Annotated in this window: 21 protein-coding genes; 7 read left to right on the plus strand and 14 right to left on the minus strand. The window is 74.0% G+C overall.

Going from position 1 to position 20,874, the window contains the following annotated elements; translation table 11 throughout:
* The first annotated feature begins 21 nt into the window (after window positions 1–21).
* Window positions 22–1,824: an alpha-amylase family glycosyl hydrolase gene (locus ABT295_RS10145; protein ID WP_352394227.1), complete on the plus strand. Its 1,803-nt coding sequence runs from the start codon at window positions 22–24 to the stop codon at window positions 1,822–1,824.
* 228 nt (window positions 1,825–2,052) lie between these two features.
* On the opposite strand, the gene ABT295_RS10150 is transcribed toward ABT295_RS10145, so the two are convergent.
* The gene (locus ABT295_RS10150) at window positions 2,053–3,318 is read right to left on the minus strand and encodes an NAD(P)/FAD-dependent oxidoreductase (RefSeq protein ID WP_352394228.1); all 1,266 of its coding nucleotides are present in this window, start codon (window positions 3,316–3,318) and stop codon (window positions 2,053–2,055) included.
* Between the two features lie 158 nt (window positions 3,319–3,476).
* Between ABT295_RS10150 and ABT295_RS10155 the strand changes: the two genes are divergently transcribed.
* Entirely contained in the window at window positions 3,477–5,144 is a 1,668-nt protein-coding gene (locus ABT295_RS10155) for a PucR family transcriptional regulator (RefSeq protein WP_352394229.1), read from the plus strand.
* Window positions 5,145–5,155: 11 nt separating this feature from the next.
* Here the strand turns inward: ABT295_RS10155 and ABT295_RS10160 are convergent, their stop codons facing one another.
* Both ABT295_RS10160 and ABT295_RS10165 read right to left on the minus strand, forming a co-directional pair.
* Entirely contained in the window at window positions 5,156–5,596 is a 441-nt protein-coding gene (locus tag ABT295_RS10160; RefSeq protein ID WP_352394230.1) for a VOC family protein, read from the minus strand.
* A 148-nt stretch (window positions 5,597–5,744) separates the two neighbouring features.
* Window positions 5,745–5,936 carry a BldC family transcriptional regulator gene (locus ABT295_RS10165; RefSeq protein WP_045191048.1) on the minus strand — a complete coding sequence of 64 codons (192 nt, stop codon included), beginning with the start codon at window positions 5,934–5,936 and terminating at the stop codon, window positions 5,745–5,747.
* A gap of 465 nt (window positions 5,937–6,401) precedes the next feature.
* Between ABT295_RS10165 and ABT295_RS10170 the strand changes: the two genes are divergently transcribed.
* Entirely contained in the window at window positions 6,402–6,593 is a 192-nt protein-coding gene (locus ABT295_RS10170; RefSeq protein ID WP_345506214.1) for a DUF3073 domain-containing protein, read from the plus strand.
* Window positions 6,594–6,862: 269 nt separating this feature from the next.
* Here ABT295_RS10170 and purM read toward each other — a convergent pair whose 3' ends face one another.
* The 8 genes from purM to ABT295_RS10210 form a co-directional block, all read right to left on the minus strand.
* Complete coding sequence (gene purM, locus ABT295_RS10175) at window positions 6,863–7,993, minus strand: phosphoribosylformylglycinamidine cyclo-ligase (RefSeq protein WP_352394231.1); 1,131 nt, start codon at window positions 7,991–7,993, stop codon at window positions 6,863–6,865.
* 162 nt (window positions 7,994–8,155) lie between these two features.
* Window positions 8,156–9,073, minus strand: a complete 918-nt coding sequence (locus ABT295_RS10180; RefSeq protein WP_352394232.1) for a putative endonuclease domain-containing protein — start codon at window positions 9,071–9,073, stop codon at window positions 8,156–8,158.
* A gap of 268 nt (window positions 9,074–9,341) precedes the next feature.
* The gene (gene purF / locus ABT295_RS10185) at window positions 9,342–10,904 is read right to left on the minus strand and encodes an amidophosphoribosyltransferase (protein ID WP_352394233.1); all 1,563 of its coding nucleotides are present in this window, start codon (window positions 10,902–10,904) and stop codon (window positions 9,342–9,344) included.
* 51 nt (window positions 10,905–10,955) lie between these two features.
* Window positions 10,956–11,516: an RNA 2',3'-cyclic phosphodiesterase gene (thpR, locus tag ABT295_RS10190; protein ID WP_352394234.1), complete on the minus strand. Its 561-nt coding sequence runs from the start codon at window positions 11,514–11,516 to the stop codon at window positions 10,956–10,958.
* Entirely contained in the window at window positions 11,513–12,706 is a 1,194-nt protein-coding gene (locus ABT295_RS10195) for a CaiB/BaiF CoA transferase family protein (RefSeq protein ID WP_352394235.1), read from the minus strand. The genes thpR and ABT295_RS10195 overlap by 4 nt, the downstream gene beginning before the upstream one ends.
* Window positions 12,703–12,945, minus strand: coding sequence for a hypothetical protein (locus ABT295_RS10200; RefSeq protein WP_352394715.1), 243 nt, complete (start codon window positions 12,943–12,945; stop codon window positions 12,703–12,705). The genes ABT295_RS10195 and ABT295_RS10200 overlap by 4 nt, the downstream gene beginning before the upstream one ends.
* 2 nt (window positions 12,946–12,947) lie before the next feature.
* Complete coding sequence (locus ABT295_RS10205; protein WP_352394236.1) at window positions 12,948–13,328, minus strand: sterol carrier family protein; 381 nt, start codon at window positions 13,326–13,328, stop codon at window positions 12,948–12,950.
* 50 nt (window positions 13,329–13,378) lie between these two features.
* Window positions 13,379–14,269 carry an LLM class flavin-dependent oxidoreductase gene (locus tag ABT295_RS10210; protein ID WP_352394237.1) on the minus strand — a complete coding sequence of 297 codons (891 nt, stop codon included), beginning with the start codon at window positions 14,267–14,269 and terminating at the stop codon, window positions 13,379–13,381.
* A 22-nt stretch (window positions 14,270–14,291) separates the two neighbouring features.
* Here ABT295_RS10210 and ABT295_RS10215 point away from each other — a divergent pair, with 22 nt between their 5' ends.
* From ABT295_RS10215 to ABT295_RS10230, 4 genes are read left to right on the plus strand one after another with little or no spacing between them, the layout of a single operon-like run.
* Complete coding sequence (locus ABT295_RS10215; protein WP_352394238.1) at window positions 14,292–15,089, plus strand: hypothetical protein; 798 nt, start codon at window positions 14,292–14,294, stop codon at window positions 15,087–15,089.
* Window positions 15,086–15,889: a spermidine synthase gene (locus ABT295_RS10220; RefSeq protein ID WP_352394239.1), complete on the plus strand. Its 804-nt coding sequence runs from the start codon at window positions 15,086–15,088 to the stop codon at window positions 15,887–15,889. Before ABT295_RS10215 ends, ABT295_RS10220 begins: the two co-directional genes overlap by 4 nt.
* Before the next feature lie 49 nt (window positions 15,890–15,938).
* Entirely contained in the window at window positions 15,939–16,448 is a 510-nt protein-coding gene (locus ABT295_RS10225) for a DUF3995 domain-containing protein (protein WP_352394240.1), read from the plus strand.
* Window positions 16,445–17,461 (plus strand): LLM class flavin-dependent oxidoreductase, encoded by a 1,017-nt coding sequence (locus tag ABT295_RS10230; RefSeq protein WP_352394241.1) that lies wholly within the window; start codon window positions 16,445–16,447, stop codon window positions 17,459–17,461. Before ABT295_RS10225 ends, ABT295_RS10230 begins: the two co-directional genes overlap by 4 nt.
* An 80-nt stretch (window positions 17,462–17,541) precedes the next feature.
* Here ABT295_RS10230 and purL read toward each other — a convergent pair whose 3' ends face one another.
* From purL to purS, 3 genes are read right to left on the minus strand one after another with little or no spacing between them, the layout of a single operon-like run.
* Window positions 17,542–19,860 (minus strand): phosphoribosylformylglycinamidine synthase subunit PurL, encoded by a 2,319-nt coding sequence (gene purL, locus ABT295_RS10235; RefSeq protein ID WP_352394242.1) that lies wholly within the window; start codon window positions 19,858–19,860, stop codon window positions 17,542–17,544.
* On the minus strand, window positions 19,857–20,552 hold the full coding sequence (gene purQ / locus ABT295_RS10240; RefSeq protein ID WP_352394243.1) for a phosphoribosylformylglycinamidine synthase subunit PurQ: 696 nt from the start codon (window positions 20,550–20,552) through the stop codon (window positions 19,857–19,859). The genes purL and purQ overlap by 4 nt, the downstream gene beginning before the upstream one ends.
* Window positions 20,549–20,842: a phosphoribosylformylglycinamidine synthase subunit PurS gene (gene purS, locus ABT295_RS10245; protein ID WP_352394244.1), complete on the minus strand. Its 294-nt coding sequence runs from the start codon at window positions 20,840–20,842 to the stop codon at window positions 20,549–20,551. The genes purQ and purS overlap by 4 nt, the downstream gene beginning before the upstream one ends.
* Window positions 20,843–20,874: the final 32 nt, after the last annotated feature.

The raw sequence follows: 20,874 nt of genomic DNA on the forward strand, positions 1-20,874 counted from the left end.
TGCCGCAGACTGGAGCCCGACATGCCCGCCCCCGAAAACCACCGCCCCGGACTCGGCTCGATGCCCCACGACGGGGGCACGGCCTTCCGCGTGTGGGCCCCGAACGCCGACGCCGTCGCGGTCACCGGCAGCTTCACCGACTGGTCCGAGGACGGCCACGCCCTCGAGGCCGAGGAGAACGGCCACTGGTACGCCGACGTCGACGGTGCTCGCGCCGGCGACGAGTACCAGTTCGTCATCACGAACGGCGACCAGCGCCTCATGCGGATCGACCCGCGCGCCCGCGTAGTCACGAACTCGTCGGGCAACGGCGTCATCTACGACCGCGACGGATTCGACTGGGAGGGAGACTCGTTCGGCTGCCCGCCGCACGACGACCTCGTCATCTACGAGACGCACATCGGCTCGTTCGTCGCCTCCGAGGGTGACGCGGGTGACCTCGGCGGCCTGGCCGGCAAGCTCGGCTACCTCGCCGAGCTCGGCATCACCGCCGTCGAGCTGATGCCGGTCGCCGAGTTCGCGGGCGACTACTCGTGGGGCTACAACCCGTCGAACCCGTTCGCCGTCGAGAGCGGCTACGGCGGCGCCGACGCCCTCAAGGCGTTCGTGCGCGAGGCGCACCGGCACGGCATCGCCGTGATCCTCGACGTCGTGCTCAACCACTACGGACCGAGCGACCTGTCGCTCTGGCAGTTCGACGGGTGGAGCGAGAACGACAAGGGCGGCATCTACTTCTACAACGACGAGCGGTCGGCCACCCCGTGGGGCGACACCCGGCCCGACTACGGCCGCGAGGAGGTGCGGGCCTACCTGCTCGACAACGTGCTCATGTGGCTCGAGGAGTTCCACCTCGACGGCCTGCGCTTCGACGCGACGCTCTACGTCCGCACCGTCGACGGGCTCGGCACCGGCGACCTGCCCGAGGGCTGGGACGTCATGCGGGCCATCACCTCGACGGTGCGCGAGCGCCACCCCGACAAGATCCTCATCGCCGAGGACCTGCAGGCCGACCCGGCGATGACCTCGACCGACGACGGTGGCGCCGGCTTCCACGCCCAGTGGGACACGAGCTTCGTGCACCCCGTCCGCGAGCTGCTCACGGCCGTCGACGACGCGGGGCGCTCGATGGGCGCGCTCGCCGAGGCGCTGCGCGGGGTCGACGAGCCCTTCCGCCGCATCGTCTACACCGAGAGCCACGACGAGGTCGCGAACGGCAAGCTCCGGGTGCCCCACGAGGTCGACGGCGACGACCCGAGCGGCTGGGCCGCCCAGAAGCGGGCCACGCTCGGCTTCGCCCTGGCCCTGACCGCGCCCGGCATCCCGATGCTCTTCCAGGGCCAGGAGTTCCTCGAGGACGAGTGGTTCCGCGACGACGTGCCGCTCGACTGGGAGCGCGCGGAGCAGTTCCGCGACATCGTGCGCCTCACGCGCGACCTCATCCGGCTCCGGCGTGACGCCGAGGGCGTCTCGCGCGGCCTGCGGGGCGAGGGGTTCGACGTGCTGCACCTCGACGACGAGGCCAAGACCCTCGCCTGGGCGCGGCAGTCGGACGACGCCGCCGCCGTCGTGGTCGTCAACGCGGCCGCCGAGCCGCGCGAGGTGAGCACGCGGCTGCCCCACGGTGGGCACTGGGCGGTGCGCTTCAACTCCGACGCCTCGACCTACAGCGCCCTCTTCGCCGGTCACGACACGCAGGGCGTCGACGCCGTCGAGGGGCCGGTGGAGGGTTCCGAGGGCGAGGGCCCCGACTCCGGTGAGGGTTCGGTCGCGCACGGCACGGTCTCCGTGGGCGCCTACTCGCTCGTCGTGCTGACCCCCGCCTGAGAGCCGCGAGAACTTTTTTCCCGGAGCACCCATCCGACCGCGCCGGGGGTCCGAAGCACCAGAGACGGCCGTCGCCGCACTGAGGGGTCCGGCGGCGGCCGTCCGCCGCCTGCCCGCCTCGTGCACGGGCCGGCGGGATGGGGGACGCACGCCGAGGCCCACCTGACGACTGGTCGTCAGGTGGGCCCTGTCCGTGCTCGAGCGCCGTGGTCAGCGGCGCCGCGTGCCTCAGCGCAGCGGGTCGAACGGCGCGAGCTGCGCGGGCGCGGTGCCCGTCACGATCTGCTCGGCGAGGAGGCGGCCGGTGACCGGGCCGAGGGTGATGCCCCACATGCCGTGGCCGCCGGCGACGAAGACCTTCGAGCTGCGGGTGGCACCGATGAGCGGCAGGCCGTCGACGGTGCAGGGGCGCGAGCCGACCCACTCGTCCTGGCGGTGGTCGAGGTCGGCGCCCTTGAGCAGCGGGCGGGCCGACTCGACGATGGCCTGGATGCGCCGCGGGTCGAGGGCGGCCTCCGGCTGGCGGAACTCCATCATGCCGGCCACGCGCAGACGGTCGCCGACGGGCGTGCAGGCCACGCGGGCGGCCGGGAAGTAGACCGGGCCGTTGGGCAGGTCGTCGACGGCGACGCTGAAGGAGTAGCCGCGGCCGGCCTGCACGACGCGCTTGACGCCGAACTCGCGGGCCAGGCGCCCGAGCCACGCGCCGGTCGCCACGACGACGGCGTCGTACTGCTCGGTCGTGCCCATCTCGGTCGTCAGGGTGACACCCGAGGCGGTCTCGGTGAGGCCGGCGACCGCGCTGCCGGTGAGGATCTTGCCACCGCGGGCCGTGACGGAGTCGGCGAGGGCCGCGACGTAGGCGCCGGGGTTGATGAAGCGCTGGCCGTGCAGCACGATCGCGGCGCCGATCTCGTCGGACAGGGCCGGCTCGATGGCCCGGGCCTGGTCGCCCGAGAGGACGTCGAAGGTGATGTCGCCGCCCGAGGCGTGGATGTGCTCGATCTCCTCGAGCAGCGTCTGGCGCTCCTCCGCGGTGCGGTAGGCGGCCGTGAACGACTTGGCCTCGTACGTCTCGGCGTCGACGCCGCCGTCCCGCAGCAGGTCGAAGCTCTGGAGGGACAGGTCGTTGACGGGCACGAGCGCGCCCATGGCCTTCTTCCACGCCTTCATCGTGCTGTTGCGCGTGAAGCCGGTGACGAAGCGCAGGAAGTCGGGGCGCGCGCTCGGCGGCACGTAGACGGGCGAGCTCGGGCTCAGCACGGCGCGCAGGCCGTACTTCAGCACCGCCGGCTCGGGCAACGGCGTCGCGATGCCGGGGGTCAGCCAGCCGGCGTTGCCCCAGGACGCGCCGGCGGCCACGCCGTCGCGGTCGATGACGGTTACCTCGACGCCACGCTCCTGGAGGAACCAGGCGGTCGCGAGGCCGACCATGCCGGCGCCGACGACGGCGACGCGCTGGGGGGCGGGGGCGGTGGGGTTCACGGCGGACATACGGGTCGGCTCCTGGTTCTCGGCGGGACTCGGCAACACTGACGGGCTCGGTGCCTGCGTCCATGGTCGGGCCGCTGGAAGACCTCCCCCTGGTGCCGGAGCGCCAGACTTCACTCCTCGCTTTGTGCTGTAGACACAGTTCCACGCGACAATGAGGTATGCCGTCACCCCCCTCGCGCTCGCGGTCCGCCACCCGCACGTCGTCGACGACGACGGTCGGCCTCGCGGTCAACCGGCTCGTCGACACCCTCGGCGGCGGGCTGCTCACCGTCGCCGTGGACGCCGGCGGGGCCACGGTCGACGACGTGACCCTCGCGGAACCGGCATCCGGCGTCTTCGGGCAGGCGGGCGACCTGCTGCTCGGTGTCGGCGTCGAGCGGGTGGACGACGCGGTCGCCCTGCTCGAGGGTGCGGCCTCGGCGGGGAGCGGTGCGGTCGTGCTGCGTCGGGTCGCGGCGCGCCACCCCCGCGTGCGGGCGGCCGCGAGCCGGGTCGGGGTGCCGCTCGTCGAGCTCGCCGACCACGCCTCGTGGGCGCACGTCGTGTGGCTGCTGCGCGGGGTGCTCGACCGCGCGGCGAGCGGACCCGCCCTGCGCGCCGAGGGTCCGGTGCTCGACGAGCTCTTCGCCCTCGCCGACGCGTGCGCCGCGCTCGTCGGCGCCCCCATCACGATCGAGGACACGCAATCGCGCGTGCTCGCCTACTCCTCGACCCAGGACGTCGCAGACCCCGCACGCGTCTCGACGATCGTCGGCCGGCGGGTGCCCGACGAGGTGCTCGCGGGCCTGCGCGGGCGCGGGGTCTTCCGCCGGCTCGCCCGCTCCGACGAGCCCTTCTTCGTGCCGGCCGGTCGCGGCCTCGGCGCCCGCGCGGTGGTGCCGGTCCGCGCCGGCACCGAGTGGCTCGGATCGATCTGGGCCGTCGTCGACGACGAGCCCCCGGCACCGGTGCTCGCCTCGCTCGCCCAGACCGCGTCGGTCGTGGCGCTCCACCTGCTGCGGCTGCGCTCGCAGGCCGACCTCGCCCGCCGGGTGGCGGCCGACCGGCTGCGGGCGCTGCTGAGCGGCGACACCCTCGAGGCCGAGAGCTGGCTGCCACCCGCGCCGTGGCGGGTCGTCGTGCTCTCCGGCGCGCACGCGGGCGAGGCCCGACCGGGCGAGCCTCGCCGGGGCGACGGCTCCGACGACCCCCGTCCCGGTCGGCACCACCCCGGTGACCCCGAGCGCGAGCTCGACGTGTGGGAGTCGGTGGCGCGCCGCCGGTCGTGGCGGCAGCCGCTGCTCGCGGTCTACGACGGCGTCGCCCTGGCCCTCGTGCGGGACGTCCCGGCCGACGACTCCCCCGGCACGTGGGAGTGGCTCCTCGGCGTCGTCGGGGAGGTGGCCGGCGTCGCCCCGACGGCCACCGCGAGCGCCGGCGGCCGGGTCACCCGTGCGACCGAGCTCGACCGGTCGCGGCGCGAGGCCGTCGAGGTGCAACGGCTGCGCGAGGCCGGGCGGGTGGCCGGCGCGACGACGACGGTCGAGGACGCGTGGGCGGCCGTGACGAACGCCCGGGCCCTCGGCGGCATCTGGACCGAGGAGCTGCTCGGCCCCGTCGCGGTGCTGCGCGCGCACGACGAGGGCCACGACACGGCATACCTGCCCACCCTCGCGGCCTGGCTGGACCACCCGGGCGACCCACGGGAGGCGGCGGGCCGGCTGCACGTGCACCCGAACACGCTGCGCTACCGGCTGCAGCGGCTCTCCGAGCTCGTCGAGCTCGACCTCCACGACCCCGAGACGCGCCTCGCGCTGCGACTGCAGCTGCGGGCGCTGGGCCACTGACGCGGCAGGCGCTACGCCTCGCCGAGGTGCACGGTGCCGTCCGCGTCGACGCGGAAGTTCGGGTTGTGCACGAAGTCCCAGCGGAAGCCGTCGGGGTCGGCGACGCACGCGCTCGTGCCACCCCACTCGCGCTCGGTCGGGGCGGAGATGGAGGTGGCCCCGGCCGCGAGCGCCGCGGCATACAGGCTCTCGACATCATCGGCCGTCGCGGCGTTGTGGCCCAACGACGTCGGCGGGGCGCTCGGCCCGTGTGCGACGTCGCCGTACTCGCCCGGCATCGCCGCGACGTCCCAGAGCGCGAGCAGCTGGCCCGGGGCGCACTGGACGAAACAGATGTCGCCGGGCAGGTGCAGCACCTCCCGGAAACCGAGGCCCTCGACGTAGAACGCGCGCGACGCCGCGACGTCGCGCACCCCGAGGGTGATGGCCGTGATGGCTGGGGGCAGGTCCATCGACCCAGCCTAGGAGCCGCCGTCCCCCGACGGCGGCTCCTAGGCTGGTCGGGAGCGCGTGGCCCGGCCGGGAGCAGTCGGGGGAGGGCACCAGGTGGTGCCCTCCCCCGTCTGTTCGGCCGTGCTTACCCCCTACTCACGGTCCTGCTCAGTGCCCGCCACCCAGTAGGTCGCGAACCTCTGACTCGCGGTACCTCCGGTGCCCTCCAAGGGTCCGGATCGAAGTCAGCTTGCCTGCCTTGGCCCACCGGGTCACCGTCTTCGGGTCCACCCGGAAAAGGGCTGCAACTTCGGCAGGAGTCAGCAGCTTCTCGGTCTCGTGTCGATCCTGAGTCGTCATTGTCATATCCCCACCACCCTGTCGCTAGGTGCAGCGACACGCATGCGCCCCAAGCGGGGCTCAGTAAAGCAAGGGTAAAGTCTCGAGCGCCTCAATGGCAGTTAAACACCGAAAAGTCTCAAATCGGTGCGGCATTTTTTTCGGTGGTGTATAGCGGTCGGGTGCCGCGGGCGGGCCCTCCGGGTGCCCGGGAGGACGCCGGGGAGGACGCCGGGGAGGACACCGGGGAGGGCGTCGCGGCAGCGCTGAGGGACGCACTCTCCGACCTGGCGGCCGGCCGCCTCGCCACCGTGGGTCCGGGCCGGGCGAGTCGCAGGTCTGCCGGCGGCGGGATTTGCGTCACTCATGTAGCGTTAGCACCACGAGAACACACACATTCCCGGGGCCGCTACGCGGACATCGAAGAGCCACCCGGTTCTCCGACGAGCGATGCCGTCCCGGCACGACGCACGAGGGGGTCACGCCATGGGGCGCGGCCGAGCCAAAGCCAAGCAGACCAAGGTCGCACGGCAGCTCAAGTACTACACACCTGACACGGACTTGAGCGCGCTGGAGCGTGAGCTGCACGGACCGTCGCAACGCGACACGTCCGCCCAGCCACGTGCCGTCGACGACGAGTACGACGAATACGGGAAGTGGGCCTCGGGCGAGCGCTGAGCTCGCCCCTCCTCTTCCGTCTGCACCTCGTGCGTCGGGTGTTCGCACCCGGCGCGCGATCGGTGCTGCCCGGGCCACGCCCGATCAGCGCCGCGCACCGGCTCCGTGCTCCGACCGGCGTCGACCTGCCCGGCTCACGCCGACCCGTGGGGTTCGCTGCACCGCGCCCGGTGTCGCCGACCCGCGTCGGGCGGTGACACCGGTAGGAGCCGCGTGCGGGCGCGCAGGGTGCACCATCGGGTGCACCGCCGCGTGCACCGCCATGCCGGTCAGCCGGCGGGGTGCTCCCCCACGACCTGCACCGCGCCACCGTCGACGCCCTTGGCCCCGCGGACGACCTCGACGCCGGCAGCCACGCGACCGTCGGCCTGCGCGCGCTCCTCGGTGGTGACCTCGCCCAGGCGCCACGCCCGGATGCCGCGGGCCTCGCTGAGGGCGATGGCGCGCTCGGCGTGCGCCTCGGGCAGGACGGCCACGAAGCCCACCCCCTGGTTGAGGGTGCGCTCGATGTCGGCCTGCGGCACGTGGCCGAGGGACTGCACGGTGCGGAAGACGGCCGGCGGGGTCCAGCTCGACCGGTCGAGCCGGGCGAAGGTGCCGGTCGGCAGCACGCGGGCGAGGTTGGCGGCCAACCCGCCGCCGGTGACGTGGCTCAGGGCGTGCACGTCGACGCCGTCGTCGGCGATGATCTCGAGCAGCGGCCGGGTGTAGAGGCGCGTCGGCTCGAGCAGCTCCTCGCCGAGGGTGCGGCCGAAGTCGTCGACGTGCCGGTCGAGGGCCCAGCCGGCGCTCGCCACGACGCGCCGCACGAGGCTGTAGCCGTTGCTGTGCAGGCCGCTGCTCGCGAGCGCCACGACGACGTCGCCGTCGGCCACGCGGTGCGGGCCGAGCACGGCCGCGTGCTCGACGACCCCGGTCGCCGCGCCCGCCACGTCGTACTCGTCCGGGTCGAGCAGGCCCGGGTGCTCGGCCGTCTCGCCGCCGACGAGCGCCACCCCCGCCTCCTCGCAGGCCCGGGCGATGCCGCCGACGATGGCGGCGATGCGCTCGGGCACGACCTTGCCGGTCGCGATGTAGTCGGTCATGAAGAGCGGCTCGGCGCCGCACACGACGATGTCGTCGACGACCATGCCGACGAGGTCGAAGCCGATGGTGTCGTGCACGTCGAGGGCCTGGGCGATCGCCACCTTGGTGCCGACGCCGTCGGTGCTCGTGGCGAGGACCGGCCGGGTCATGCGGGCCAGGGCGCTGGCGTCGAACATGCCCGCGAAGCCGCCGAGCCCGCCGAGCACCTCGGGCCGGGTGGCCCGGCGCACTGAGGCCTTCATCAGCTCGACGGCCCGGTCACCCGCCTCGACGTCGACACCGGCGGAGGCATACGTGATGGGGGCATCGCTCACCCCCACACCCTACCGGCCCCGCCGCCTCCCCCTCCTGCATCGACCGTGGGGACGCCACCGCCTGGTTCGAGGTGTGCCGCGGTGCGGGGCCGCGCGGTTTCACCTCGACCCGCGCACCGGGTCATCGGTTCGAGGTGGTTTGTCGCGGCATGGCCCGCGGATTCACCTCGACCGGGTCGTCGCCAGACCGAGGGCGACCTGGTCCATGAAGGCCTGCTCGTGCAGCCGCAGGCCCACGCGGTCGATCCGCAGCACCCGGTCGCCGGCGAGGACGACGGCGTTGCGGCTCAGGTTGTCGATGCTGACCGCCAAGCCCTCCCGATGGTGCGCCCCGTCGATCTCGACGACGAGGCCGTGGCCGTCCCACCGGACGTCGAGGTAGATGCGGCCTCGCGGTCCCTCGCGGACGACCTGCCGCGACGGTTCCGGGAGCCCGCTAGCGCGGCACAGACGGGCGAAGTCGAGCTCGGCGAGCGACTGGACCCCGTTCGCCGCGTCGTCCACCACCCCGCGGATGAAGGCACGGCGCCGTCGGCCGAGCACGGACCGGGCTGCCTCGGCCACCAATGGAGGCGTCGTCAGCCTCTGCTGGATCGGCATGAGGAGCAGCAGGGCCGCCTGACGGTCGCTCACCGCCCAGCCCGCCGCGCGCACCGCGGCGACCGCAGGCGTCGTCCGGGGCACGCCCACCGGCACCACCTCACCCTCGACGCGGCGGATCACCTTGTGGATGCGCACCCCGTCGAGGCACGGGATGTCGTGCGAGTGCCGGACCGATACGTGCAGGTGCTGCTCGTCGAAGCCGGTCATGCCGGATGCGGCCAGACTGGTGACCCCGTCGAGCACGGCGATCCGTTCGCCGATCTCCCAGATGGCGCTCCAGGCTCGGGCGAGCACCGGCAGCGGGCCGGTGTGGACGGCGACCGTCTGCCTGCCGATCGTGGTCCAACGCTCGGCCGCGACCTCGTGGCGCACGTGGTCGTGCGAGATGCCGAGCTCCCGCAGCGCCCGTCGGGAGACGACGCCGCTGTGTGTCGCAGCGGCCGCTCGGGCGAGGGAACGCCGCTCAGGTCCGGTCACGAGACCGATGCCGGACCTTCAGGCCCCGGTTTCTTCTCCCCCGACCCCGACCTGTGGACACTCGGCCGTGCGGGCGCGGGGCTGTGGACAAGGGGTCACGCCCCGGTTCAAGGTGGTCTGTCGCTCCCCAGCGCGGCGGCATACCTCGAACCGGCGAGACCGAGCCCGAATCGAGGTGGAACCTCGCTCGATGGCGCGGCGCATTACCTCGAACCGCGCGCCGGAGGAGAGCCATCCCCCCGGGCAAGGCCGGCGCGGAGGGGGGCGGTCAGGGGTGGCGGAGGGCGCTCTCGCCGCCGACTGCGACACCGAGGCTCACGCCGTCGACGTCGACGGAGCGGTCGTGGCCGGTGCGGACCGTGAGCGGGAGGGTCTCGAGCACGTGCTTGCCGACGCGGCCGTCCTCGGGCAGCTCGATCGGGTAGCGGCCGGTGAAGCAGGCCGCGCAGAGCTCGTCGGCGGGCTGGTCCGTCGCGCCGATCATGCCCTCCTCGGAGATGTAGCCGAGCGAGTCGGCGCCGATCGAGGCGCGGATCTCCTCGACGCCGAGACCCGTCGCGATGAGCTCGGCGCGGGTGGCGAAGTCGATGCCGTAGAAGCAGGGCCACTGCACGGGCGGCGCCGAGATGCGCACGTGGATCTCGGCCGCCCCGGCCTCGCGGAGCATCCGGATCTGCGCCCGCTGGGTGTTGCCGCGCACGATCGTGTCGTCGACGACGACGAGGCGCTTGCCCCGGATCGTGTGCTCGAGCGGGTTGAGCTTGAGCCGGATGCCGAGCTGGCGCAGCGTCTGCGACGGCTGGATGAAGGTGCGCCCGACGTAGGCGTTCTTGACGAAGCCCTGCCCGAACGGGATGCCGCTCTCCTGCGAGTACCCCACGGCCGCGGGCACGCCCGACTCGGGCACGCCGATGACGAGGTCGGCGTCGACGGGGTGCTCGCGCGCGAGCACACGGCCCATCTCGACGCGGGCCTCGTGGACGACGCGGCCCCGGATGACGGCGTCGGGCCGGGCGAGGTAGACGTACTCGAAGACGCAGCCCTTGGGCTGGGGCGTCGCGAACTTGTGCGAGCGCAGGCCGTCCTCGTCGATGACGATGAGCTCGCCGGGCTCGACCTCGCGGATCACGGCCGCGCCGATCGTCTGCAGTGCGGCCGTCTCAGAGGCGACGACCCAGCCGCGCTCGAGGCGGCCGAGCGCGAGGGGGCGCACCCCCCAGGGGTCGCGGGCGGCATACAGGCTCGTCTCGTCCATGAAGACGAAGGAGAACGCGCCGCGCAGCTTCGGCAGCAGGTCGAGGGCGGCCTGCTCGAGGGTGCGGTCCTCGTCGGAGGAGAGCAGCGTCGTGACGAGCGCGGTGTCGGAGGTGTTGCCGCGGGCGAGCTCACCGGTGATGCGGGCGCCGTCGAAGTGCTCGTCGACGAGGGCCTTGAGCTCGACCGTGTTGATGAGGTTGCCGTTGTGCGCGAGCGCGATCGTGCTGCGCCCGGTGCCGCCGAGGGTCGGCTGGGCGTTCTCCCACGTCGAGCCGCCGGTCGTCGAGTAGCGCGTGTGGCCGATGGCGATGTGGCCGCGGAGCGAGCTGAGCGCGGTCTCGTCGAAGACCTGCGAGACGAGCCCCATGTCCTTGTAGACGAGGATCTTCTCGCCGTCGCCGGTCGCGATGCCGGCCGACTCCTGGCCGCGGTGCTGCAGCGCGTAGAGCCCGAAGTACGTCAGCTTGGCGACGTCCTCCCCGGGTGCCCAGACGCCGAAGACCCCGCAGGCGTCCTGCGGGCCCTTCTCGCCGGGGATGAGGTCATGGTTCAACCGCCCGTCGCCACGTGCCACGCCGCCAGTGTCGCACACGCGACCGGGCCCACCCGACCGTGCCCGGAAGCCTCACGGGCGCAGCGGCAGCTCGGCGAGCACCTCGTGGCGCGGCCGGCGCTCCCGCCCCTGCCCGAGGTGCGACTCGACGAGCGCGAGCGAGCCGACCTGCCACGCTGGGCCCTCCCACGCGTCGAGCGCGCGGATCCAGCGGGTCGCCTCGGTCGGCCGGTGGAACCGTCCCAGCGTCACGTGCGCGCGGAAGCGCGTGCCGTCCGGGCTCGCTCCTGCCGCGCTCGCCGCCCGCCGTATGCCGGCCGCCGCGGCCCCGAGGTCACCGCGCAGCTGCTCGACGCCCGCCCAGAGCACCCGGGCGGCGTCCGGGCCGGGGAAGGCCCCCGCCCCGGCGAGGCGCAGCACGAGCGGGTCGCGGCGCGCGGCTGCGTCGGCGAGGGCGTCGGTCAGCGGCTCGAGGCGCGCCTCCGGCACGGCGCCGAGGAAGGCGAGCGTCACGTGCCACTGGTGCCGGTCGGTCCAGCGGACCTCCGGGCCGGCGTCGCGCCGTGGCTCGACGTGCGCCTCGAGGTCGTCGAGCACGTCGTCGGGTGGGAGGACGGCGACGAAGAGCCTCACGACTGGACGGCCGCGCCGGAGGCGACGAGGGCGTCGACGTCGTCGATCCCCCATGCGGACAGCGTCGCCCGGGTGCCGGCCCCCGGGGCCGTGGGCGGTGACCCGAGGGCCGTGGGCGTGCGGGAGAACCGCGGCGCGGGGGCCGGCTGGACGGTGCCGTGGTGCTCGACGTAGGTGCGGCGGGCCGCGAGGTGCGGGTGGCCCGGGGCCTCGGCATAGCTCAGCACCGGCTCGACGCAGGCGTCGGTGCCCTCGAGGACGGCGGTCCACTCGTCGCGGGTGCGGCGGCGGAAGGTGTCGGCGAGCAGGGCCCGCAGGGCGGGCCACTGCCGCGGGTCGAGGCGGTCGGGCGCACGGTCGGTGAGGTCGAGCAAGCGGAGCAGCTCGGCGTAGAAGGCCGGCTCGAGGGGGCCGACGGCGAGCCAGCCGCCGTCGCTCGTCTCGTAGACGTCGTAGAACGGGGCGCCGGTGTCGAGCACGTTCGTGCCGCGCCGGTCGGACCACAGCCCGGCCGCGACGAGGCTCGTCACGAGCGTCGACAGGTGGGCCGTGCCGTCGACGACCGCGGCGTCGACGACCTGGCCCCGGCCGCTCGTGCGCGCCTCGTGCAGCGCGGCGAGGACGCCCACGACGAGGTAGAGGGCTCCCCCGCCGAAGTCACCGACGAGGTTGACCGGCACCTGCGGCGGTCCGCCGGCCCGGCCGATGGCGTGCAGCGCGCCGGTCACGGCGACGTAGCCGATGTCGTGCCCAGCCGCCTGCGCGAGCGGGCCGTCCTGCCCCCACCCCGTCATCCGCCCGTAGACGAGGGCCGGGCGGCGGGCGAGGCACACGTCCGGCCCGAGGCCGAGGCGCTCGGCGACGCCGGGGCGGTAGCCCTCGACGAGCACGTCGGCCCGGTCGACGAGGGCGAGCGCGGTCGCGAGGCCGTCGGGGTGCTTGAGGTCGAGGCACACGGACGGGCGTCCGCGCCGGAGCAGGTCGGCCTCCGGCGGCAGCGGCACGGGCAGCGACGGCTCGCCCGGCCGGTCGATGCGCACGACGTCGGCGCCGAGGTCGGCGAGCAGCATCGCGGCGAACGGCGCGGGACCGATGCCGGCCAGCTCGACGACGCGCAGCCCAGCGAGCGGCCCGGCGGACGTGCCGCCCTCCGCCTCGGCGGGCCTGCCGCCCGCCGCTGCGGCGGTCACGGCCGGTCGCGACCCGAACGGTCAAGGACGATGCCGAGCACCCCGGCCAGGCCGGTGCCGACGAAGGCGCCGAGAGCGCCGATGTAGAGGGCACCCGTCGTGGTCGTGTAGCCCTGCACGTCGTCGCCGAGGAGCGAGATGACGGCGCCGACGACGAAGCCGAGCACGGCACCGGTCACGAGGAAGCGCTTGAAGTTCGGGATGCGGGGGCGCTCGGGGCTGTGGTTCGGCGAGGGCATGGTCACCCCTCCAGCGTAAGCGAGGTGAGCGGCAGGAGTCCGTCGAGGTGCGCGCGCTGGCCGCTGGCGCGCACCCGGGCGGCCGCGAGGGCGTCGTCCCAGGCCAGCTCGCCCACGGCCAGGCGCAGCCAGGTCGCGGCGTCGGTCTCGATGACGTTGGGCGGGGTACCGCGCGTGTGGACCGGGCCCTCGATGCACTGGACCGCGCCGTGCGGCGGCACCCGCACCTCGACGGTGCGCCCCGGGGCGACGGTGGCGAGCTCCTCGAGGGTGTAGCGCACGGCGGTCGCCGTCGTGCGCCGGTCGGCCGCCCACCCGGAGTCACGGCAGGCCGTGAGGGCGGCGCGCCCCTCGGCGACGGGCGTACGGCGACGTGGCGGCATACGGGCAGGGTAGCCGCGGGCACCGACGGGACGTCCGCCGCACCGTCCGGTCAGGCGGGCGTGCGCCAGCGCGGGAGGACGTCGGCGACGACGGCGTCGAGGACGTCGCGGGTGCCGCGGTAGGGGTCGGTCGGGCGCGGCCAGTGCGTGATGACGTCGGTGAAGCCGAGGTCGTGGGCCCGGCCGACCGCGTGCTCGAAGGCGGCGGGGCTCGTCAGCGAGAAGGTCGGCGCCGAGTCGAGGTTGAGGTAGCGGGCGAAGGTGGAGCCGTCGCGACCGGTCGCCTCGAGCGCGTCGTCGACGCGGCGCGCGTGGCCCGCCACGAGCCGCCACCAGTCCTCGTCGGTGTCGGCCGAGCCGCCGTACGTCATCCACGCGTCACCGCGGTCGACGGCGAGCCGGATCGCCTTGGGGCCGTTGGCGGCGATGACCAGTGGCACGCGGTTGCCGGTGTCGCCGCCGCGCACGGGCCCGGGCAGGGTGCGCACGTCGCGCGCGGCGTAGAAGCGACCCTCGGCGTCGACGTGGTCGTGGGTCAGCAGCCGGTCGAGCAGGTCGGTGAACTCGTGGAAGCGGGCCACCCGGTCGCGCAGGGGCAGGTCGTCGCCCATGATCCGCGCGTCGAGGTCGCCGCCCGTGCCGATGCCGAGGAGGAACCGACCGCCGGAGATGTCGTCGAGCGAGAGCACCTCGCGCATGAGCTGCACGGGGTGGTGGTTGTTGGGCGAGGACACGAAGGTGCCGAGCCCGATGCGCTCGGTGACCGCGGCCGCCGCGGCGAGCGTCGGCACCGCGCCGAACCACGGGGAGTCGGGCAGGCCGCCCCACACGACGTGGTCGAAGGTCCACGCGTGGTCGAAGCCCAGCTGCTCGGCCTCGCGCCACATCGGCTCGGCCGCGCGCCAGGAGTGCTCGGGCAGGATGGCCAGACCGAATCGCATGCCCCGACCGTAGCCTGTCCCGGTGACGACGAACTGGGACGCCGAGTCGGTGCTGGCCGCCTCCACCGCGTGGACCTGGGTGCCGGACGGCGCCCCGCACGTGCGGACCGCGGAGTACCTCGTGGTCGCCTACCCGGAGCACTTCGTCACGCCGACCGCCGCACGCGTGCTCGGCTCGGACCGGCCGGCCGGCGAGCTCGTCGACGAGGTCGCCGACGTCGTCCGCGGCTGGGGTCGCGAGCGGCTCTGGTGGCGCCTGTCCGACACGACCCGGCCCGCGTCGCTCGAGGCCGAGGTCGTGGCGCGGGGCGCGCGGCTCGTCGACCGCATGGACGTGCTGGCGCTCCCGCTCGGCCCGGGCCGCTCGCTGCCCGACCTCCAGGTGCCTGCGGACGTGCGGGTGGAGGCGGTCGTCGACGAGCGCACGGTGCGCGACGCGCTCGTCGTCGGTGCCGACGCCTTCGGGGCCGAGGAGCCCTCGGCCGACCAGGTGGCGACGGCCCTCGCGGACGTCGAGCAGGGCCTGGCCGACGGCACGAGCGGCCGCTGGGTCGCCTCGGTCGACGGGCAGCCCGCGGCCACGGGCGGCTTCACCCTCGCCGACGGCGTCTGTCGGCTCTGGGGCGGCGGCACCCGCGCGACGCTGCGTGGCCGCGGCGCCTACCGTGCCGTCCTGGCCGCACGACTGGTGGCCGCCCGGGACGCCGGCGCCACGCTGGCCCTGACCCACGGCGTCGTCGAGACGTCGTCGCCGATCCTGCGGCGGGCCGGCTTCACCCGCTACGGCGAGGAGCGCACCCTCGTCCAGGTGCTCGCATGAGTGCCGACCACGTCTCCCTGGAGTGGGACGAGCGCGGCGGCGTCACGGTGCACATGGACGGCTCGCCCCAGTCGCACGTGCAGCCCGACGACCCGACGCTGCTCGTCTTCGAGTACGTCCAGCACCTCGCCCTCGCGCTCGACACGATGCCCGCCGGCCCGCTCGGGGTGACGCACGTCGGTGGCGCGGGGCTCACGCTGCCCCGGTGGGTCGAGGCCACCCGCCCGGGCTCCCCGCAGATCGTCCTCGAGCCGGATGCCGCCCTGACCGACCTCGTGCGCGCCGAGGTGCCGCTCCCCCGGCGCCACCGGATCCGCGTGCGCCCCGTCGACGGCCTCACCGGGGTGGCCGCGCTCAAGGACGACTCCGCCGACGCCGTCGTCACCGACGCCTACGCGGGAGGGCGCGTTCCCGGCGAGCTCGTCGGGGCGGCATACGTCAGCGGGGTCGCCCGGGTGCTCAGACCGGCGGGGCTGGCCCTCTGGAACCTCGCCGACGAGCCCGGGATGCGTTGGGTGGCAAGGGTGGTCGCGACCGTGGCCGAGTCGCTGCCGCACGTCGCGCTCCTCGCGACGCACGAGGTGCTCAAGGGACGGCGCTTCGGCAACTCCGTGCTCCTGGCGAGCGCGACGCCCCTGCCGCTCGACGTGCTGCAACGGGACGTCGCCCGCGCGAACCTGCCGACCGGGCTGCGGCACGGCGCGGCCCTGACGCGGCTGCTGGCCGGGGCCAGGGCGTTCGGCGCGGACGGCGAGCCGAGTCCCCCACCGCCCGAGGCCGGCAGGTGGCGTGCACGCTGACGCCGGGTGCGGCACGTCGCCCGAGCCCGGCTTCGCTACCGTCCTGCCCATGGACCGACCGGACGCGACGGGAGAGCGGTTCCTGCTGGCGGCTGCCGTCGTGGCCCTCGCGCACGCGCTGCCCAGCCTCTACTGGGCGTTCGGCGGCACGCTCGGCACGGACTCGCTGGGCAGCTGGGCCCCGGCCTGGCGCGCCGACAGCCCCGTGCTCGTCGGAGCGGTGCTCGTCGGCGTCTTCGTCGCCAAGGCGCTCGGTGGCGTCGTGCCGGTGCTCGCCACCCGCGGTCGGCTGCCACGACCGCGGGTGTGGCGCGCGCTCAGCTGGGCCGGCGCGGCCGTCCTCGTGCTCTACGGCGCCGCGAACGTCGTCGTCGGGGGGCTCGCCCTGCTCGGTGTCGTGGAGGGCCCGACCGACCCCGCCGCTCGCGCCGCCCTCGCCGGGCACGTGCTGTTGTGGGACCCGCTCTTCCTCGTCTGGGGACTGCTGCTCGCCGCCGGGCTCGCCCGCACGCGACGCACCGGAAGGGATCGCGCCCGCCCGGTGTTGCACGGCACGTGAAGAACATCGGGTTTCTCTCCTTCGGCCACTGGACGCCGTCACCGCACTCGCAGACCCGCTCCGCCGGTGACGCGCTGCTCCAGTCCATCGACCTCGCCGTCGCCGCCGAGGAGCTCGGCGCCGACGGCGCCTACTTCCGCGTGCACCACTTCGCCCGGCAGCTCGCCGCGCCGTTCCCGCTCCTCGCGGCCGTCGGGGCCCGCACGAGCCGCATCGAGATCGGCACGGGCGTCATCGACATGCGCTACGAGAACCCGCTCTACATGGCCGAGGACGCCGGCGCCGCCGACCTCATCTCCGGGGGCCGCCTGCAGCTCGGCATCAGCCGTGGGTCACCCGAGCAGGTCGTCGACGGCTTCCGGTACTTCGGCCACGAGCCCGTCGACGGCGACCACGCCGCCATGGCGCGGGAGCACACGGCCCGCTTCCTCGAGGTGATCGGGGGCGAGGGCTTCGCCGAGCCCAACCCGCGACCGATGTTCCCGAACCCGCCCGGCCTGCTGCGCGTCGAGCCCCAGTCGCCCGGGCTGCGCGACCGCATCTGGTGGGGCGCCGGTTCGCGCGCGACAGCCGAGTGGACGGCGCAGCAGGGCATGAACCTGATGAGCTCGACGCTGCTGACCGAGGACACCGGGGCGCCCTTCCACGAGCTGCAGGCCGAGCAGATCCGGATGTTCCGCGACGCGTGGGCCGCCGCCGGGCACGAGCGCGAGCCGCGGGTCTCGGTGAGCCGCAGCATCTTCCCCCTCGTCAGCGACCTCGATCGGCAGCTCTTCCTGCGCGAGACCGCGAGCCGCGACCAGGTCGGTCACCTCGACGGCGGGCTGGCGCGCTTCGGCCGGTCGTATGCCGGTGAGCCCGACGAGCTCGTGCGCGCGCTCGCCGAGGACTCGGCCATCGCCGCCGCCGACACCCTCCTGCTCACCGTGCCGAACCAGCTCGGCGTCGACTACAACGCGCACGTCATCGAGAGCGTGCTGACGCACGTGGCACCTGCGCTCGGCTGGCGCTGATCCGCGGGACGACGAGACCCCGCCCGGTCGCCGGGCGGGGTCTCGTCGTATGCCGTTGTGGTTCAGACCATTCGGGGCGCTCAGCCGCCGAAGACCGCCGGCAGCGTGAACGCGTGGGCCGACTTCAGCTCGGCGACCGAGAGCGCGAAGAGGCCGGCGACCTCGAGGTCGCGGCCGCCGGTGACCCCGATGCGCACGTGCGGCACGTCGCCGAGCAGGGCCTCGAACTCCGACGCGTGGCCCGAGGGCACCGCGACGAGCGCGCGGGCGCTCGACTCGGAGAAGAGCGCCGTGAACGCGTCGAGCGGGTTGCCCTCGTCGTCGACGCCCACGCGGTCGAGGCCGTCGATCGTCACACCGACGCCGTGGCGCATGCACGCCTCCGCGAGGGCGACGGCGAGGCCGCCCTCGGAGAGGTCGTGCGCCGCCTCGACGAGCCCCGTGCCGGCCGCCGCGACGAGCACCCGGCCGAGCGCCTGCTCGGCCGCGAGGTCGACCTTCGGCGGGTGGCCACCGAGGTGCTTGTGCACGACGTGCGCCCACTCGGAGCCGTCGAGCTCGTCTCGCGTCGTGCCGAGCAGGTAGACGTGCGCGTCGTCGCTGCGGAAGCCCGTGGCGGAGCGCTTCGCGACGTCGTCCATGACGCCGAGCACGCCGATGACCGGCGTCGGGTGGATGGCGACGTCACCGGTCTGGTTGTAGAACGAGACGTTGCCGCCGGTGACGGGGATGCCGAGGAACTTGCACCCCTCGGCGATGCCGCGGATCGCCTCGCGGAACTGCCACATGACGCCCGGGTCCTCCGGCGAGCCGAAGTTGAGGCAGTCCGTCACCGCGAGCGGCGCGGCACCGGCGGTGGCGACGTTGCGGTAGGCCTCGGCGAGCGCGAGCTGCGCACCGGCATACGGGTCCAGCTTGGCGAAGCGGCCGTTGCAGTCGGTCGAGATCGCGACGCCGCGGCCGGTCTCCTCGTCGACGCGTACGACGCCGGCGTCGTCGGGCTGGGCGAGCGCCGTGTTGCCGAGGACGTAGCGGTCGTACTGGTCGGTGATCCACGACTTGTCGCAGAGGTTCGGTGAGCCGATGAGCGTGAGCAGCTGGGCGCGGATCTCCTCGCCGGTCTGCGGCTTGGCGAGCGCGGCCGTGCCCGCGGCGTTGAGCCCGTCGAGGTATGCCGGCCGCTCGAGCGGGCGCTCGTACGTGGGCCCCTCGTGGGCGACCGAGCGCGGCGGCACGTCGACGATGGTCTCGCCGTGCCACGTGATGACGAGGTGCTCGCCGTCGGTGACCTCACCGATGACGGTCGCCTCGACGTCCCACTTGTCGGTGATCGCCATGAACTGCTCGAGGTGCTTCGGCTCGACGACCGCCATCATGCGTTCCTGCGACTCCGACATGAGGATCTCCTGCGGCTGCAGGCTCGCGTCGCGCAGCGGCACGAGGTCGAGCTCGACCTGCATGCCGCCGTCACCGTTGGATGCGAGCTCGCTGGTGGCACAGGAGAGCCCGGCCCCGCCGAGGTCCTGGATGCCGTCGACGACGCCGGCCGCGTAGAGGTCGAGGCAGCACTCGATGAGCACCTTCTCGGCGAAGGGGTCGCCGACCTGCACGGCCGGGCGCTTCGTCGGGCCGCCCTCGTCGAAGGTCTCGGAGGCGAGCACCGAGACACCGCCGATGCCGTCGCCGCCGGTCTTGGCGCCGAAGAGGATCACCTTGTTGCCGACGCCCGAGGCCTTGGCGAGGTGGATGTCCTCGACGCGCATCGCGCCGACGCAGAGCGCGTTGACGAGCGGGTTGCCCTGGTAGCAGTCGTCGAAGACGACCTCGCCGCCGATGTTGGGCAGGCCGATGCAGTTGCCGTAGCCACCGACACCGGCGACGACACCGGGCAGCACGCGCTGGGTGTCGGGGTGGTGGAGGTTGCCGAAGCGGAGCGGGTCCATGACGGCGATGGGGCGCGCGCCCATCGACATGATGTCGCGGATGATGCCGCCCACGCCGGTCGCGGCGCCCTGGTAGGGCTCGACGTAGGACGGGTGGTTGTGCGACTCGACCTTGAAGGTGACGGCCCAGCCGTCACCGATGTCGACGACGCCGGCGTTCTCACCGATGCCGACGAGCAGCTTCTCGCGCATCTCGTCGGTGGTGTTCTCGCCCCAGAGCTTGAAGTGGACCTTGCTCGACTTGTACGAGCAGTGCTCGCTCCACATGACGGAGTACATCGCGAGCTCGGCGATCGTCGGGCGGCGCCCGATGATCTCGCGGATGTTCGCGTACTCGTCCTCCTTGAGGCCGAGCTCGGCCCAGGGCTGCTCGACCTCGGGGGTGGCGGCCGCGTGCTCGACGGTGTCGAGGACGGGCGCCGCGGGAGCGGGCTGGACGGTCTGGGTGTCGGTCATGCGGTGGCTGCGCTCTCGAGGGTCTGGCGGATGATCGAGGTGAAGAAGCCGCGACCGTCGAGGCTCGGGCCGTAGCCCGCCTCGACCGCGTGCTCGGGGTGGGGCATGAGCCCCACGACGTTGCCGCGCTCGTTCGTGATGCCGGCGATGTGCCGGTAGGAGCCGTTCGGGTTGCGGCCCTGCGCGTCCGGCACGTAGCGGAAGACGACGCGGCCCTCCCCCTCGAGCTCGTCGAGCGTGCGCTCGTCGGCGACGTAGCCGCCCTCGCCGTTCTTCAGGACGATCGTGATCTCCTGGCCGGCCTCGAAGTCGGCGGTCCAGGCGGTCGAGGCGTTCTCGACGACGAGCCGCTGGTCGACGCAGTTGAACTTGCGGTGGTCGTTGCGGATGAGCGCGCCGGGGAGCAGGTGGCTCTCGGTGAGCACCTGGAAGCCGTTGCAGATGCCGAGCACCGGCAGGCCGCCCTGCGCGGCCGGCACGAGCGCCTCCATGACCGGCGCGAAGCGGGCGATGGCGCCGCAGCGCAGGTAGTCGCCGTAGGAGAACCCGCCGGGGAGGATGACCGCGTCGACGCCCCTGAGGTCGGCGTCGCCGTGCCACAGAGCGACGGCCTCGCCGCCGCACTCGCGCACGGCGCGGGCCGCGTCACGGTCGTCGAGGGAGCCGGGGAACGTGACGACGCCGATCCTCACTGCTCGGCGTCCTCGTCCTGCTCGGAGTCCTGCTCGGAGTCCTGGTCGAGCACCCGCACCGAGACGACGTCCTCGATGACCGGGTTGCTGAGCAGCTTCTCGGCGGCCTCGCGGGCCGCGGCGAGGTGCTCGTCCGTGACGTCGCCGTCGACGGTCAGCACGAAGCGCTTGCCCTGGCGGACGTCGGTGAATCCGGAGAACCCGAGCCGCGGCAGGGCGCCACCGACGGCCTGTCCCTGCGGGTCGAGGATCTCGGGCTTGAGCATGACGTCGACGACGATGCTTCCCATCAGTGGTGGTTCTCCTGCGCTCGCGGGGGTGG

Source organism: Terrabacter sp. NPDC000476, assembly GCF_040300125.1.
Taxonomy (GTDB): domain Bacteria; phylum Actinomycetota; class Actinomycetes; order Actinomycetales; family Dermatophilaceae; genus Terrabacter.

Bases quoted from the DNA above. Each gene is read 5' to 3' on its own strand.
- purS (WP_352394244.1), bottom strand. From the start codon at position 20,842: ATGGGAAGCATCGTCGTCGACGTCATGCTCAAGCCCGAGATCCTCGAC.
- ABT295_RS10170 (WP_345506214.1), top strand. From the start codon at position 6,402: ATGGGGCGCGGCCGAGCCAAAGCCAAGCAGACCAAGGTCGCACGGCAG.
- ABT295_RS10155 (WP_352394229.1), top strand. From the start codon at position 3,477: ATGCCGTCACCCCCCTCGCGCTCGCGGTCCGCCACCCGCACGTCGTCG.
- ABT295_RS10145 (WP_352394227.1), top strand. From the start codon at position 22: ATGCCCGCCCCCGAAAACCACCGCCCCGGACTCGGCTCGATGCCCCAC.
- purL (WP_352394242.1), bottom strand. From the start codon at position 19,860: ATGACCGACACCCAGACCGTCCAGCCCGCTCCCGCGGCGCCCGTCCTC.
- ABT295_RS10200 (WP_352394715.1), bottom strand. From the start codon at position 12,945: ATGCCCTCGCCGAACCACAGCCCCGAGCGCCCCCGCATCCCGAACTTC.
- ABT295_RS10225 (WP_352394240.1), top strand. From the start codon at position 15,939: ATGGACCGACCGGACGCGACGGGAGAGCGGTTCCTGCTGGCGGCTGCC.
- ABT295_RS10210 (WP_352394237.1), bottom strand. From the start codon at position 14,269: ATGCGATTCGGTCTGGCCATCCTGCCCGAGCACTCCTGGCGCGCGGCC.
- ABT295_RS10205 (WP_352394236.1), bottom strand. From the start codon at position 13,328: ATGCCGCCACGTCGCCGTACGCCCGTCGCCGAGGGGCGCGCCGCCCTC.
- ABT295_RS10165 (WP_045191048.1), bottom strand. From the start codon at position 5,936: ATGACGACTCAGGATCGACACGAGACCGAGAAGCTGCTGACTCCTGCC.
- ABT295_RS10220 (WP_352394239.1), top strand. From the start codon at position 15,086: ATGAGTGCCGACCACGTCTCCCTGGAGTGGGACGAGCGCGGCGGCGTC.
- ABT295_RS10150 (WP_352394228.1), bottom strand. From the start codon at position 3,318: ATGTCCGCCGTGAACCCCACCGCCCCCGCCCCCCAGCGCGTCGCCGTC.
- ABT295_RS10160 (WP_352394230.1), bottom strand. From the start codon at position 5,596: ATGGACCTGCCCCCAGCCATCACGGCCATCACCCTCGGGGTGCGCGAC.